Genomic DNA, 14,845 nt, shown 5'->3' with positions numbered 1-14,845 from the left:
GCGACACGGCGGCCGCGGCCCGGGCGCCGAGCAGCAGTAACGACACTGCCGTCCGGAACGCGGTGGTATGCCTCATCAACGCCCAGCGCACGCAGAGGGGGCTGCCCGCCCTCACGGTGAACCAGGCGCTGACGACGGCGGCGCAGCAGCACTCCGCGGCCGCCGTGCAGCTGAAGTGGTGGGGACCGAACCAGGACTCGCATCGCAATCCGCAGACCGGCTCGACACCGGAAAGCCGGATCAAGGCCGCAGGCTACTGCCCGAACCCGAGGTCCTGGGCCTTCGCCGAGATCACGTACACCGGCTGGGGCGGCTCCGGAACCCCGAACGCCGCTGTCAACTGGTGGATGAACGTCAGCACGTGGGGCCACCGCCAGAGGATCCTCGACCCGTCGATGCGGGAGATCGGCGCCTGGGCCCAGCCGGGGGCGGCCGACCGCGCCGGGGCCGGCGCGAGTCAGGCCGGAACCTACGTCGTGACCTTCGGGCGCTGCCAGCAGTGAATCGCGTCGCCGGACGAGTAGGCCTTCGTCGCCCGGGTCGGAGTACAGCGGCTACGGCATTTCGCCGGGCGACGTGGGCAAGTTGTGCCACGCGTGTCCGCAAGTGCCCTTGCAGTACGTCAGTCTGCGGCGCGTGTCGGCGACGGAGAACACCGAGACGAGGACACGGAACGCCTTGACGTGCTCGTCGGCGGGGAGGCCCGCGAAGCCGTAGCGAGGTGGGTCCATGCAGATCATCACCGATGGGTTGGCTCTCGGCTTCACACCGGACCGGGCGACCCCCTCGCGCCCGTCCGCCGCCGTGATGTGGGCCTGCATCGCATAGCCGGCGACTTCCCGTAGGACGGTTTCCCGTCCTACGGGGGAAAGCGCCGAGAACCAGGCCGTCCCGTCGTCCAACGTGCGCAAACCCTGGGCGACTTCGTTGACGACCCGCTCGGCCTCGCGCCGAATGGCGCGCCCGTCCTCACTGCTGATCCCCGACATCCGCCGATCATTCCACATCGCCTCGGTGGGCGGACTGCATCCTTCGGCCTACTGGGCTTTCGGACCTGCGGAGGACGATCTCTCGGCACCGCCGCGAGAGGGTTGATGCGTGCGAACAACCATTGGATACACCGTCGAAAGCATCGGCTACGTCATAGGAGCCCAGGGGGTCGTCAGCTTCGCGTCGCAGACCTTCTTCGGCACGGAGTGGGGCTGGCTGCACAAGGTCGTCGACCTCCCGTCCACCGCCTACCTCGGCCTCGTCGCCCTGGGCCTGGCCCTCGTCGCCGGCGGCGTGAAGACACGCAAGGCGGCCGAGCGCCGGCAAACCGCCTGACCGCCTGACCGCCGAGCCCGCGCTCACGGTGGGGTTGGATGGCGCGGCCGGGCATGCACTCAGCTTCCGCCGTGGCGCGGGACCGGGTCTGGGCCGGAGCGCATCGGGTGGCCCTGGACGAGCTCGGTACCGAAGGAGAGGAGAGCTGAACTGGTTGCTGTGCGCCATGAGTCGGTGGGCGTCCGCGCCCTCAAAAGGCGCCGCTGGCCGGACCCAATCCGTCTGATCGCCCGGCGCGGAGTGCCCCCTCCCAACATCCTGGCCGCAGCCGTCGCCTGGACCGCTTCGGCGGGCGCAGCGGTCAGTGCGAGGCCAGTCCCACACTGCGGACCCACACGGGAAAAGGTGCGGCCTCCGTCTCGGCAGCGGTCTGCTCCGACGGGCCGTCCTCGGCCTCAAGTTCCGACCAGGCGATCAGGCCGGGGTCCTGGTCACCAAGGAAGCCCTCGACAACAGGACCGAGATCGTCGGTAGGCACATAGGCGCCACCAAAGGGAAGCTTGTCCGCGGCCACCGATCCGGTTGAGCACCGGAGCTGCCCAGCCTGCTCGTCGTGCCATACGTAGAACGTCGCCACCCCTCCGAAGCCCATTTCGCGGACGCGGAGCCGGATGCCTTCCGCAGTCCGCTCAAAAGCGGCCACCACCTCCGACACGGACAAGGCGCGCCTGTCCTCATCCTCCGCCCTCAGCCACCAGGTGTTGGTCTCCATCTCCACCCGCTGATCAGTCGGCTCCAGCACCAGCGGTTCGTCCGCCACCTCGGCGATCCATGTCAACAGCACCTCAGGAGTATCCGGGATACCCCGGACACCCAGGGGCCTGTGGCCGGACCGGTCGTCCAGCCGTTGTACGTTCACCACCAGACCAAGGCTTCACGACCCCGGAATGCCGGAACTCATGTACCCGAGTTCGAGTTCGAGTTCGTCGTCGGGGAAGCGTGGTCGGCGCTATCGTGCGGCGTTGAACGAATAGGTGGCGGTGCCCTTGAAGAACTTGTAGTCGTCGAGTTTGCCGAGTTCGAACTCGTAGGTACCCGCCGGACTGTCTTCGAACCTGGCCGTCCGGCCAGCTCGACACTTGATCTTCTCGGTGCCGGAGACGTAGTTGTAGCCGTCGGTCCGCCGCAAAAGAACGGTCATGTCCCCGTTGGGGTGATCGCATTTCTTGACGGTGAAGTGAATCCGACCCCGAATGCCCGTCTTGAACTCGGGTGTCAGCCAGATGTGCTGGTACTCGAAGTTGACAGTCCTGCTTGCCGCGCTGGCTGACGCCACCTGCGTGACGGCAAGCGTCATGGAGCAGCACAGGATTGCGGCGATGCGTGACAGGTGTCGCAGGACGGTGTGATGGGTGGGCATGTCGAACACTTTCCGTCGGTACGTGCGATTCATCACTCATCCTCCCCGAGGGGGTGCGGCCGGGGCATCGCACGTACAGGTGACAGCGTTGCGATGGTGTTGACCGGCGTCCGTGACGATCCGTCTTGGGGTTCGGGGTGCGGTGACGTTTTTGCTCGGCCGCCCTCCGCTCGGCGCGTGTCGCGGGTGCCGAATTCTGATTTCCGCCCTACCGCCGTCCCGGCTGGATTTCGCTCATAGGGTGGTCTTGGTGGGATATGTCGAGGTGGGTCGAAGGATTGCGTCCGGGTGGCCTCTTGTTGTGCTGCGCATGCGCTGATGGCCGGGTGGGTGACTGGCGTTGAGGGTGAGTGAGGTCGGGTGGGCGGTGGTTTCTTTTGGCGCCCATGGGGGTGATGCGGGGAGGCTTTTTCGGTCAATGCTCAATGTGTGTGGCGGTCGGCGTCCCGGGGGTGAATCGTTTCTCGGAGATCATCGGATGTTCCGGGGACTGCGTGTTCCGAGTGAATGGGTAGTTCGACTTTATCGACCGGTCCATGGGTGCTGGTACTAATTCCCTTGCGCTCGGATTCGAGCCGATTAGCCCTGTAGAGAGAATGGAATCCGCACCATGGGCATCGCCCTCCGCAACACCGTCGCCCTCGCCGCGCTGGCAGTGAGCGCCTCCCTTCTGCCGGTCGCTCAGGCAGGCGCGGCGAGCACCACCCAGCAGAGCGCGCGCATCCCCGGCCGGTACTGTCTCGCCAATGCCTGGGAGACCCCGAACATCTCCACCAAGCCGTGCGACGCCGCTGACCGGGGCCAGCACTGGACCGTCTCCGGCCACCAGATCTCCCTCACCAACGCGCGCGGCTACTGCCTCGCCAACACCTGGAACACCGCGCAGGTCTCGGTGAAGCCGTGCAACCCGGGCGACCAGGGGCAGTACTGGAACATCTCCGGCCAGCAGATCTCCCTCACCTACGCCCCGGCCTACTGCTTCGCCAATGCCTGGGAGACCCCGAACGTCTCCACCAAGCCGTGCGACCGCGCCGACCGCGGGCAGAGCTGGGCGGTCTTCAACGACCAGGTCAGCCTCGGACTCGCCTGATCAGCCCCCGATTCCCGAGCCTCGCTGCCGTGCCCAGGGCCGATGCCTCCGCCCTGGGCACAGCAGTCCTGACTCCGCTGCCATGCGCGCCGAAGGTGGCCGGTCCCTGGTCAGTACGGCCAGGACCAGTTCGCGACCTCCGGAAGGTCCGTGCCGTGCTCGCGGATCCAGGCGTGGTGCCGGACGCGCTGGTCGGCCATGGTCCGGCGCAGACCCTCGGCGCGGACCGTGAGGCCCGGGACGCGGTCGATGACGTCCATCACCAGTCGGTAGCGGTCCATGTCGTTGCGGACCACCATGTCGAACGGGGTCGTCGTCGTGCCGGACTCCTTGTACCCGCGCACGTGCAGTTGCGGATGGCCGTTACGGCGGTAGGCGAGGCGGTGTACGAGCCACGGGTAGCCGTGGTAGGCGAAGATCACCGGCCGGTCCGTCGTGAACAGGGCGTCGTACTCGGAGTCCGTCATGCCGTGCGGGTGTTCCCCGTGGGGCATCAGGCGGGCGATGTCGACCACGTTGACGACGCGGACGGCCAGCGAGGGGAGGTGCTCGCGGAGCAGGGCCGCGGCGGCCAGCACTTCCATGGTGGGGACGTCGCCGGCGCAGGCGAGGACGACATCGGGCTCGCGGGAGCCGTCGTCGGTGCCGGCCCACTCCCATGTGCCGGCACCGCGCGCCACGTGCGTGCGCGCCTCGTCGAGCCCGAGCCAGTCGAAGCAGGGCTGCTTGCCGGCGACGACCACGTTCACCTGGTCGCGGCTGCGCAGGGCGTGATCGGCCACGGCGAGGAGCGTGTTGGCGTCCGGCGGCAGGTAGACCCGGACGACCTCGGGGCTCTTGTTGAGGACGTGGTCGACGAAGCCCGGGTCCTGGTGCGAGAAGCCGTTGTTGTCCTGGCGCCACACGTGCGAGGTGAGCAGGTAGTTGAGGGAGGCGATCGGCGCGCGCCAGGACAGTTCGCGCGAGGTCTTCAGCCACTTGATGTGCTGGCCGACCATGGAGCCGACGATGTGCGCGAAGGCCTCGTACGTGGAGAACAGGCCGTGGCGGCCGGTGAGGAGGTAGCCCTCCAGCCAGCCCTGGCAGACGTGTTCGGAGAGGATCTCCATGACCCGGCCGTCGCGCGACAGGTTCCGGTCGGTGGTCTCGGTGATGCCCTGCCAGGCCTTGCCGGTGGCCTTGTACAGGTCGTCAAGCCGGTTGGAAGCGGTCTCGTCCGGTCCGACGACCCGGAAGTCCCTCCGTCCGGCGGTGTCCCGCATGACCTGCGCGAGGAAGTGCCCGAGGACGCGGGTCGGTTCGTGCAGCGTACGTCCCGGCTTGTCGACCGGGACGGCGTGCGCGTCGAGCGCGGGCAGGGGGAGCGGCCGCAGCAGCCGGCCACCGTTCGCGTAGGGTACGGCGCCCAGCCGGCGGCCGCCCTTCGGGACGCAGGCCAGGACCTGGTCCACCGGGCGGCCCTCGGCGTCGAAGAGCTCCTCCGGCCGGTACGAGCGCAGCCAGTCCTCCAGCTGTTTCAGGTGCGCCGGATCCTCGCGCACCGCGGCGAGCGGGACCTGGTGGGAACGCCACGTGCCCTCGACCGGGTCGCCGTCGACGCTCGCGGGCCCCGTCCAGCCCTTCGGCGTGCGCAGCACGATCATCGGCCAGCGGGGGTACTCCCGGCCGGAGCCGGAGCCGGAGCCGGTGCCCGCCGCCCGCGCCCCGCGCTGGATGGCGGCGATACGGTCCAGGGCGTGGTCCATCGCGCGCGCCATGGCCTGGTGCACCTGGGCGGGGTCGCTGCCGGTGACGTACAGCGGCTCGTGGCCGTAGCCGCGCAGCAGCGCGTCGAGCTCGGCCTCGGGGATCCGGGACAGCACCGTAGGGTTGGCGATCTTGTACCCGTTGAGGTGCAGGATCGGCAGGACCGCACCGTCGTGGACCGGGTCGAGGAACTTGTTCGCGTGCCAGGACGCGGCCAGCGGCCCGGTCTCCGCCTCGCCGTCGCCGATGACGCAGGCGACCAGCAGGCCGGGATGGTCGAAGGCGGCTCCATAGGCGTGGGCGAGGGCGTAACCGAGCTCCCCGCCCTCGTGGATGGAACCGGGCGTCTCCGGGGCCACGTGGCTGGGCACGCCGCCGGGGAAGGAGAACTGCCGGAACAGCGCTGCCATGCCGCCCGCGTCGCGTGTCACGTCCGGGTAGCACTCGCTGTACGTCCCCTCCAGCCAGGAGTTGGCCAGTACGGCGGGGCCGCCGTGCCCCGGGCCCCAGACGCACAGGGCCTCCAGCGGACGCTCCTTGATCACGCGGTTGAGGTGGGTGTGCACCAGGTTCAGGCCCGGAGAGGTGCCCCAGTGGCCGAGCAGCCGCGGCTTGATGTGCTCCGGCCTGAGCGGTTCGGTCAGCAGGGGATTGGCCATGAGGTAGATCTGGCCCACCGCCAGGTAGTTGGCGGCACGCCAGTGGGCGTCCAGCTCCGAGACGGAGTGCGCGGTCAACGCGGTCATGTCCGCTCCTGAGGGCGAGTGTGAGGACGAGGGCGAGGGCGAGGGCGAGTACAGGGGCGAGGGACGTTCGTCGACTGGGTCGATGCCGACACAGTGCGCTCCTCCCGGGTGCGCCCGGGAGGGGAGGACCGGCCCTCGGGGAGGGACCGTCGGCCCTTTCGCGCACCTGCCCGGCCCGGGGAAGGTGAATCCCGGTGGCGCCCGGTCCTTCCCCCGGCCGGCGCCACCCGTACCTGCCATCGACCCCGATGCCTCGCGCATCAGTACGGAGGACAGCACCGTGAAGCGCACCCTCGTCGTCGGCGTGGACGGCTCCCCCGAGAGCCGGGCCGCGGCCGCCTGGGCCGCCGAGGAAGCCGTACGCCGCGACCTGCACGTGCACGTCGTCCACGCCTGGCTGTGGCAACCGCTGGCCGTCCCGGTCGTCCAGGACCGCAGCGTCGAGGCCCGCCGTGCCCAGGAGATCCTGGACGATACGCGGGCGGAGCTCACCCGACGCCACCCGCGGCTCTCCCTCACCGCGGAAGTGGTGCCGGACGTCCCCGTGCCCGCCCTGCTGCGGGCCGCCAAGGACGCGGAGATGCTGGTGCTCGGCACCCGCGGACACAGTGCCCTCGCCGGCTTCCTGCTGGGCTCCTACGGACAGCAGCTGATCGCCTCCGCCGAGTGCCCCGTCGTCTCCGTGCGCGCCAGGGACGGCGTCGCTCGGCCGGAGCCCGCCGGAGACGAGAAGGCCGCCGAGGGCGAGGCGGTCGCCGGAGGCGAGGTGGTCGTCGGTCAGCAGGGCAGCGTCGAGGAATCCGCCGACGTCCTGCGCTTCGCCTTCGAGGCGGCCGCGGCACGCAAGGTGCCCCTGCGCGCGGTCCGCGCCTGGAGCCTGCCCCCGGTGTACGCCTACAGCCTCGGGTCGATGTGGATCGCCGAGCAGCTCGGCGGGCTGGAACCCTTCGAGAAGGTCGCGCTGGAGCAGGCACTGGAGCCGTGGAAGGCGAAGTATCCCGAGGTGGACGTCGTCGCGCAGGTGGAGCAGGGCAGCGCCGGGCACGTGCTGCTGTCCGCCGCGTCGGACGCCCTACTGCTCGTCGTCGGCCGCCGGATCCGGGAGTCGGCACTGGGACCGCGTACCGGATCGGTGGCCCATGCCGTCCTGCACCACTCGGTCTGCCCCGTCGCCGTCGTGCCGCACCACTGAGGCGGCGACGAACCCCCGTCGGGCAGCGGGCCGCATGGCCTGCTGCCCGGCCCTGCGGACCCCTGCGGGCCCTTGCGGTGGCTCCTACTCCCGGTACGAGGCCGGGGAGGAGGCGGGGTGCCGGCCCCCGGGGTGCGGGGCCAGGGCGTGGCTGGCGATCACGGCGGCCTGGACCCGCCGCTCCACCCCGAGCTTGACGAACAGCCGCGAAATGATGTTCTTGACGGTCTTCTCCGCCAGGTAGAGCCGCTTGCCGATCTCCCGGTTGGTGAGCCCCTCGCTGACCATGACGAGGATCTCCTTCTCCCGCTCCGTGAAGCCCGGAAGCCCAGGGACCTGCTCGTCCTGGGGCACCTCCCCCCGCATGCGGGCCATCAGCCGGCTGGTGGCCCCGGCATCGAGCATCGACTGGCCCGCGGCCACCGTCCGTACGGCGGTCACCAGGTCGGTGCCGGTGATCTGCTTCAGGACGTACCCGGAGGCCCCCGCCATCACGGCGTCCAGGAGCGCTTCCTCGTCATCGAACGACGTGAGCATGAGGCAGGCCAGCTCGGGCATCCGGGAGCGCAGCTCACGGCACACGCTCACCCCGTCGCCGTCCTGGAGCCGTACGTCGAGGACCGCTACGTGGGGACGCAGCGCCGGAATGCGGATCAGTGCCTGTTCCGCCGTGCCCGCTTCCCCGACCACGGTCAGATCGGGCTCGGCGTCCAACAGGTCGTGCACGCCCCGGCGCACGACCTCGTGGTCGTCGAGCAGGAAGACCCGGATGGGCTCCACCGCGGGGGAGGGGGCACTACTGCCGGTCATGACGCAACTCCTTCGCCTGGGCTCGTACCTTGACGCACGAACAACCGCATCCTGCCCGCAGACAGGGCGAACGGACAGGGCCGATCGGCCCTGATCGGACGGGGAGGCTGCCTGCGGCAGGTACCGGCCGGTCCCCGCGAGAGGGACCTTCGGCCCTGTCCGGAAGGACTGCCGGGCCTTTCCCGGCGGCCGCGGCAGCGGATGAACTGAGGGCGGACGGGGACGGCGCGACTCCACAGAGCCGCACGCACGCAGCGCGGAGGACGCCATGACGAGCGCCTTGATCGACCTGAGGACCGTGGCACGGGACGATGACGGTCTGAGAATCGCCCTGGCCGGCGAGCTCGACTTCCACACGGCCGAACAGGTGGGGCCCCGCCTGCGCGAACTCGCCGGATCCGGCCACCGCACCATCGTCCTGGACATGTGCGGCCTCTCCTTCTGCGACAGCGCGGGCATCGACCTCCTCACCTGCTTCAACCGCCACTGTCGAGCGGCCGGTACGCAGCTGCTCCTGTGCGACGTACAGCCCCTGGTGATCAAACCCATGCGCGTGCTCGCTGCCGACCGGGAGCTGCAGTTCGTCGTCTCGTGATCACGGGGGCTGCTGAAAACGGCCCTGGGAAACGGGGCACGGACACGGGCCACGGACACGGGGCACGGACACGGGGCTCTGAAGGGGACCGTTCGGCCCTGTTCTCAGCGGTGGAGCGAGAGGGAGGCTGGAACATCGGAAGCCGTAGGACCGAGCGGGGCCGGATGAAGGTACGGATCATGGATCAGGACGGCGAACGGCTACCCGCCGGCCCGAACGGTGGCGCGATGTCCGCCCGCCACATGCGGGAGGTGGACAGGGCCGAGGCCCTGAGGCTCCTCGCCACCGTGTCGCTGGGACGCCTCGTCTTCACGCAGCACGCACTGCCCGCCGTCCGGCCGGTGAACCACCTCGTCGAGGGCGAGGACATCGTCATCCGGATCCACGAGGGCGGAGCACTGGCCTCGCTGGCGGCACCCGCCGACGTCCCGGGCGTGGTGGTGGCGTACGAAGCGGATGCCATCGACCCCGACACCCACCTCGGGTGGAGCGTCGTCGTCACCGGCTACGCGCGAGCGGTGGTCGACGCCGAGGAGACCGACCGGTACGCGGACCTGCTGCGCCCCTGGGTGGGACAGCCGATGACCGGCACCCTGCGGATCCGCCCGGATCTGGTCACGGGCTTCCGGCTGGAGGCGGCACCGTAGGCCACCCGACCCACCCCGCCCCGCCCCGGCTGAAGAGTCGTGCCGCCGGGGCGTGCCGGCCACCGCTTTCCTCAGCCGCTGCGGAGCGGCGCCCGCCACACGAGCCGGCTGCCGCCCTCCTCGGGAGTCTCGACGGTGAAGCTCCCGCCCACGACCTGGGCCCGCTCGTCGAGGTTGCGCAGACCGCTCCTGCGCCCCTGCGCCGGAATGCCCGTGCCGTTGTCCGAGACGGTCAGCGCGACCTCGCCCCCCACCGCCTTGAGGTTCACGTCGACGCGGGTCGACCGTGCGTGGCGGGCGGCGTTGCTGAGGAGCTCCCCGAGTACCGCGATCACGTGGTCGGCGATCTGCGGAGGAACATCGGTGTCCAGGAGCCCTTCCATGGTCAGCCGCGGCGGATGGCCCAGGGAGGTGGCGGCGTAGCCGACGGCCCGGGCGACGCGGGCCCGCAGCCCGGGCCCGCTCTCACGGTCCTTGGTGCGGAGCCCGAAGATCGTCGATCGGATGATCTTGATGGTCTCGTCCAGGTCGTCGACGGCCCGGCCGACCCGTTCGGCAGCGCCCTCGTGCTCCACGAGCCGGGCGGCGCTCTGCAGGGTCATGCCGGTGGCGAAGAGCCGCTGGATGGCCAGGTCATGCAGGTCGCGGGCGATCCGGTCACGTTCCTCCAGCAGTGCGATCTGCTCGGCGTCCCGACGCCGCTCCGCCAGCTCCAGAGCGATCGCGGCCTGGCCCGCGAAGGCGACGAGCGGCTCAAGTTCGCCCTCGCCGAAAGCCGGCTCCCCGGCGGAGCGCGAGAGCAGCAGGACGCCCCGGCCCTCCCCGCCCGCGGTGCCCAGCGGGACCGCCACGGCCGGTCCGATTGCGTCCCGTCCCGCTGCGTCCCGTTGCCCGGCGCCCCGTCCGGCTGCGTCCCGTTCCGCTCCGTCGTGTTCCGCTCCGGCGCGTTCCGGCGCCGGAGCCTCGGCCGCGCAGCGCCCGTCGTCCGAGACCTGCAATGACGTCACGGGCCTGCCTGCCCGGTGCGCGGCTCCGGAGAGTGTGCCGTCGAAGGGAACGACGAGGCCTTGCCACGCGGCTCCGTCCGTGCCCGCCACGTACTCCACGACCAGACCGTCGACGCCGTCCACCGGGACGGCGATGTGCGCGAGCCGTGCCGCGGTGATCTCCTGGGCGCGGCGGGCGATGAGTTCCAGCACCTCCGGGCGCGAACTCCCGGACAGCAGGCTCTCGGTGATCTCCGCATTGGCCCGCAGCCACTGCTGCTGGCGCTGCGACCCCTCGTAGAGCCGCGCGTTGTCGATCGCCACGCCCGCCGCCACCGAGAGGGTGGAAATCACCGTCTCGTCCTCGGTGTCGAAGTCGACCCCGCCCCGCTTGTCGGTCAGATAGAGGTTCCCGAACACCTCGTCGCGGACCCGGATCGGCACCCCGAGGAACGTGCGCATGGGCGGGTGATGGGCCGGAAATCCATGGGAGGACGGGTGCGCCCCGAGATCGGTCAGGCGCAGGGGCTCCGGATGGCGGATGACCTCGCCGAGCAGGCCGTGGCCGGCCGGCAGCGGGCCGATGGCCGCGATCTCCTTGTCGCTGAGCCCCACGGTCAGGAACTGCGCGAGGCTCCGCCCGTCGGGGCCGATCACCCCCAGGGCGCCGTACTCGGCGTCCACCAGCAGAGCGGCGGCCTCCACGATGCGCCGGAGCACCTGGGCGAGATCCAGCTCCCGCCCCACCGACACGACGGCCTCCAGCAGGCTGTGCACCCGGTCCCGGGTGCCGCGCACCTCGTCGATGCGCACCTGGAGCTCGTCCAGCAGTTCGTCCAGCCGCATCCTCGGCACCTGCGTCAACTGATCCCCCACACCCGTTCGCTTCTTTCCCTGAGCCGCCCGCCCGCCCGGCCCGCCCGCCCGACCGCAGGGCTGGTCCACGGCCAGACTATCGACAGGCCGAGGGCGGGACGATCACGCCACCGAACCGGCCGGCCCCGCACCGGCGGCGCAGGCCTCCTCGCTCAGGTCCAGGCGCCTGCGAAGTCGATCTCCTCGGCCCACTCCGGGTGGTCTATCAGCGGGTTGCGGTTGCCTTGCATCTCGGCAATCGCCGCGTTGCGGTGCTGCTCGTAGACGTCCACCGGGTGGTCCCTGTGCCAGTTCAGCAGCATCTCGAGGCCGGACCGCTGGAGTTCGCGTGCCTCGTCGCCGATCCTGCCGGGGTAGCGGAGCAGGAAGTAGAGCGTCGCCCTGGCGACCGGTCCCTTGCCCTCCGAGGGTTCGAACTTCCCCGGATCCCGGCGCCCGCAGTCGTGCCGGACGGCTTCGTCGAAGTCCGGGAAGTCGAAGTAGGGGATGTTCCCGCGGAAGCTGTTGCACGTCGACTCACAGGCGAAGAGATGGTGCAGGTCTCCGCGCATCGGCTCCTTCTTCGCGAACCAGGACTGGGGTACGACGTGTTCGCAGTTGAAGGGCAGCGACGCCTCCAGGAGGTCGAGCTCGGCCTCGACGGCCTCCGGGCCGGGTGCGCTCTCGTGCAGCATGAACTCCTGCCAGCGCCCTATTCGGGCGGCCTCCACCGCCGCGTCGGCCTCCATGAGTTCCTGTGGAGTGAAGCCCGTGCCCGAATAGATGCCGTGTAGCTTCTCGTCGGGGTGCAGGTCCACCCATGGGTAGAGCAGGCGCATCGGCTTGTAGGCGGGCCGGCGCTCGTGCGTGGACTCCAGGTGCTCGGTCAGTGCGAGGCGCAGGCTGGTGGGGTTGCCGACGTGTATCCCCGCGTAATAGGCGTCGCGCGCCGTCAGGTCCGCGGCCTCGTCGTAGTAGGGGCGGTCACTGAAGGCCGCCAGGTTGACCAGGGCGGCCGCCAGGTCCCGCTCGGCGGGCGAGTGGCCGTCGATACGTCCGACCCCGGCCGGCACCGTAACCGTGGCAGGCGATTCGGCCCGGGGCCGCAGGGCGTCGGCGCCGGTGTCCGCGTCGAGGCTGACGCTGACGCTGATGTGCAAGGGGACGTTCCAGCTGACCGATCCTGTCGTGGCGTGCTGCACACCGCTCCCGTCCGGCGTCACGCTCTTCGGCGCGGCGCCGTTCGTCCGACCCGTCAGGACCCTCGGGACCGTCGGGACCGACGGCGGCGAAGCTTCCACGGGATGCAGGGAGGAGCCGGACGCGAACAGCTCCGCGCGGAGCGCCGCGGCGGTGCCGGACAGGGGGAACTGCTGGATCGTGCCGAGGATGCGGCTGACCCGCACGCCCTCGTTGGCCATCCAGTCCACCCGGTGTTCTCCCATGCTCGGATGCCAGCGGGTTCCGTCGACGGCCAGTACGTTGCCGTCGTGGTCCCTGCGGGGAGCACCGGCGTGGTGCAGGGCCACGACCTCCCACTGGTCGTTGAAGACCGGAGCACCCGAGGAGCCGCGTGCCGTGTCGGCCGAGTAGTGCACGAAGTCCTCCAGCACGTCCACGATCTGGTTGTCCCGGAGGGCGAGCTGCTTGGGCTCGCCGTTGGGGTGCTGGATGATGTTGACGAGCTCCCCGATGACGGCCTTGCCCGGGGCTTCCTTGAGCGGCAGTCTCCCGAAAGCCGCCAGCGGCTGACCGTCCTGGGAGTGTTCGGCGACCGCCACCACGGTGAAATCGAGGTCACGGTGGGTGACGAAGAAGCGGTGCGGATCGAGTTCGAAAACGACCGGAACGAGCGGCTGCCCGTCCAGGCCCGCCTGGAAGTTGAACGCGATCACTCCGGCGGCCGCTTCCTCGGCGGAGCCCAGCACGTGATTGTTCGTCATCAGCAGTGAGGGGGACACCAGGAAACCGGTCCCGTGGTGGGACGATCCGGGACTCCGGACGGTTATCCGGCCGATCGAGCGGGCGGCGAGGAAGCCGCCTTCGAGGTAGTCGATTCCGATGAGATCATTGCGGCCCATGAACCGTTCAAGCATCAACAGGTCGGTACCGACCAGCTCGCGGTCCAGATCCAGGCTGGTCCCGGTCGTGGCGGTCGCCGGTGTCCGCTCGATCGCCGTGGCCATCGCCCAGTCGACGCCCAGACGGTTCAGCCTGCTGCTGACCCGTTCCGGGGTGTCGGCGTAGAGGATGCCCTGCTGCTCGAGCGCCGCCATACGGCCGCCACGTTCTCCCGTACGGCTCGCGTAGCGCCGGCCGGCATCCTCCATCTGCTCCAGGAAACCCTTGTCAACGTGTGACAACTGCTCCACTGTCATTGCGGCTCGCCTCCTCGGCGGCACCCCTCCTCTTCAGATGTCAGAGTTCCTCCCCGTTCCCCCGTTCCCCCCGTCCCCCTCATTTCAGTATGGGCACAGGCCGTGCGCGCCGCGCCCAGTCGGGCCGAGGGACGTCCGCAGTGGTTGCTCCGTCAATTTTTCGCTGTCGCGATCAGAGGACCACCCGGTCGAGTCGGCGAGCTCGGACTCCTACGCGCCGAGCGCGTGGAGTAGCGCGCTCCGGCGGGGACAGGGCTGGTCAGCGCGAGGGCGTGCGCCGAGTGGTGGAGGGACCGGTTGCCGGGGTGTGGGCACTGGTGAAGCATCAGATTACGGGACGTGCCGCCTCCGCATCGTGATTGCGGGATGCGCGGCGCGTCGTCCTCTGCCTGCCTGCTCGACCGGATGAGGAGTGTCCATGGAAGACAGCCCGCTGAGTCGTCGACGGCTTTTGTGGGGTGCCGCCGGCACGGCGGGTGCGGCCCTGGCCGCGGTCGGGCTGCCCCAGCTGATGAGATCCGAGGAGCAGGCGAAACCTGCGCTGCCGCGCCCCGGACGCAAGGCTCCCGTCGCGGCGGGGCCGCCCGCGGCGCCGCGTACCGACCCTTCGGTGGACTACGCCCCTGCGGTCTGGGTCGAAGCATCCGAGTCCAATTACACGGTCTCCGACCGCCCCGAGGCGTACCCCATCGAATACGTCGTCATTCATCTGACGACGGACACCCTGCCGGTCATGTTCGCCAAGTTCCGGGACGACGCCGAGAGGGTGTCCGCGCACTACATGATCAGCGCGACCGGCAGGCGGATCGCCCAGTGCGTGCGCGAGCGCGACGTGGCCTGGCACTCGGGCAGCGTCTGGTACAACTACCGGAGCATCGGCATCGAGCACGAAGGCTGGACCGATCAGCCCGTCTACACCGACGGGATGTACGAGGCGTCCGCCGTCCTCACGGCCACGATCTGCGCGAAGTACGACGTCCCGGTCGACCGGGACCACATCCTGGGTCACGTCGAGGTCCCGCTGTCCACGCACGACGACCCCGGGACCGTGTGGGACTGGGACAAGTACATGAACCTCGTCGGGACCGCGCGCCGGCGCATCAAGGCCTGACAC

The 14,845-nt window shown here is 70.0% G+C and carries 14 protein-coding genes; 7 read left to right on the top strand and 7 right to left on the bottom strand.

The annotated features are described in order from the left end of the window. Positions 1 to 62 precede the first annotated feature (62 nt). Positions 63 to 503, top strand: a complete 441-nt coding sequence (locus NRK68_RS02270; RefSeq protein ID WP_257854692.1) for a CAP domain-containing protein — start codon at positions 63 to 65, stop codon at positions 501 to 503. Positions 504 to 554: 51 nt separating this feature from the next. On the opposite strand, the gene NRK68_RS02265 is transcribed toward NRK68_RS02270, so the two are convergent. Beyond that, entirely contained in the window at positions 555 to 989 is a 435-nt protein-coding gene (locus NRK68_RS02265; RefSeq protein ID WP_257854691.1) for a DUF5958 family protein, read from the bottom strand. A 109-nt stretch (positions 990 to 1,098) separates the two neighbouring features. Here NRK68_RS02265 and NRK68_RS02260 point away from each other — a divergent pair, with 109 nt between their 5' ends. After that, a complete protein-coding gene (locus NRK68_RS02260) occupies positions 1,099 to 1,326 on the top strand; it encodes a hypothetical protein (RefSeq protein ID WP_257854690.1) in 228 nt (75 codons plus the stop codon). Positions 1,327 to 1,627: 301 nt separating this feature from the next. Here NRK68_RS02260 and NRK68_RS02255 read toward each other — a convergent pair whose 3' ends face one another. Both NRK68_RS02255 and NRK68_RS02250 read right to left on the bottom strand, forming a co-directional pair. Next, the gene (locus NRK68_RS02255; RefSeq protein ID WP_257854689.1) at positions 1,628 to 2,110 is read right to left on the bottom strand and encodes a hypothetical protein; all 483 of its coding nucleotides are present in this window, start codon (positions 2,108 to 2,110) and stop codon (positions 1,628 to 1,630) included. Between the two features lie 165 nt (positions 2,111 to 2,275). Next, positions 2,276 to 2,719 (bottom strand): hypothetical protein, encoded by a 444-nt coding sequence (locus NRK68_RS02250; protein WP_183066000.1) that lies wholly within the window; start codon positions 2,717 to 2,719, stop codon positions 2,276 to 2,278. A 577-nt stretch (positions 2,720 to 3,296) separates the two neighbouring features. Here NRK68_RS02250 and NRK68_RS02245 point away from each other — a divergent pair. After that, positions 3,297 to 3,776, top strand: a complete 480-nt coding sequence (locus NRK68_RS02245) for a ricin-type beta-trefoil lectin domain protein (protein WP_183066001.1) — start codon at positions 3,297 to 3,299, stop codon at positions 3,774 to 3,776. 110 nt (positions 3,777 to 3,886) lie between these two features. On the opposite strand, the gene NRK68_RS02240 is transcribed toward NRK68_RS02245, so the two are convergent. After that, entirely contained in the window at positions 3,887 to 6,268 is a 2,382-nt protein-coding gene (locus NRK68_RS02240) for a phosphoketolase family protein (RefSeq protein WP_257854688.1), read from the bottom strand. A 280-nt stretch (positions 6,269 to 6,548) separates the two neighbouring features. On the opposite strand from NRK68_RS02240, the gene NRK68_RS02235 reads away from it, so the two are divergent. After that, entirely contained in the window at positions 6,549 to 7,460 is a 912-nt protein-coding gene (locus NRK68_RS02235) for a universal stress protein (RefSeq protein ID WP_257854687.1), read from the top strand. A gap of 84 nt (positions 7,461 to 7,544) precedes the next feature. Here the strand turns inward: NRK68_RS02235 and NRK68_RS02230 are convergent, their stop codons facing one another. Then, entirely contained in the window at positions 7,545 to 8,270 is a 726-nt protein-coding gene (locus NRK68_RS02230; RefSeq protein ID WP_257854686.1) for a response regulator, read from the bottom strand. A 268-nt stretch (positions 8,271 to 8,538) separates the two neighbouring features. Between NRK68_RS02230 and NRK68_RS02225 the strand changes: the two genes are divergently transcribed. Together NRK68_RS02225 and NRK68_RS02220 are read left to right on the top strand one after the other, a co-directional pair. Further along, complete coding sequence (locus NRK68_RS02225) at positions 8,539 to 8,865, top strand: STAS domain-containing protein (protein ID WP_183066005.1); 327 nt, start codon at positions 8,539 to 8,541, stop codon at positions 8,863 to 8,865. Between the two features lie 179 nt (positions 8,866 to 9,044). Continuing rightward, positions 9,045 to 9,512, top strand: a complete 468-nt coding sequence (locus tag NRK68_RS02220) for a pyridoxamine 5'-phosphate oxidase family protein (RefSeq protein ID WP_183066006.1) — start codon at positions 9,045 to 9,047, stop codon at positions 9,510 to 9,512. Positions 9,513 to 9,583: 71 nt separating this feature from the next. Here the strand turns inward: NRK68_RS02220 and NRK68_RS02215 are convergent, their stop codons facing one another. Together NRK68_RS02215 and NRK68_RS02210 are read right to left on the bottom strand one after the other, a co-directional pair. Next, on the bottom strand, positions 9,584 to 11,344 hold the full coding sequence (locus NRK68_RS02215) for a sensor histidine kinase (RefSeq protein WP_183066007.1): 1,761 nt from the start codon (positions 11,342 to 11,344) through the stop codon (positions 9,584 to 9,586). A gap of 182 nt (positions 11,345 to 11,526) precedes the next feature. Beyond that, positions 11,527 to 13,725, bottom strand: coding sequence for an endonuclease (locus NRK68_RS02210; protein ID WP_257857746.1), 2,199 nt, complete (start codon positions 13,723 to 13,725; stop codon positions 11,527 to 11,529). Between the two features lie 424 nt (positions 13,726 to 14,149). Between NRK68_RS02210 and NRK68_RS02205 the strand changes: the two genes are divergently transcribed. After that, positions 14,150 to 14,842 carry an N-acetylmuramoyl-L-alanine amidase gene (locus NRK68_RS02205; protein WP_257854685.1) on the top strand — a complete coding sequence of 231 codons (693 nt, stop codon included), beginning with the start codon at positions 14,150 to 14,152 and terminating at the stop codon, positions 14,840 to 14,842. The last annotated feature ends 3 nt before the right edge of the window (positions 14,843 to 14,845 follow it).

Origin of the sequence: Streptomyces yangpuensis, assembly GCF_024666385.1 — a bacterium.
Classification (GTDB): domain Bacteria; phylum Actinomycetota; class Actinomycetes; order Streptomycetales; family Streptomycetaceae; genus Streptomyces; species Streptomyces yangpuensis.
The sequence above is the reverse complement of the archived record's forward strand: the minus strand, read 5'-3'. Positions and strand labels throughout refer to the sequence as shown.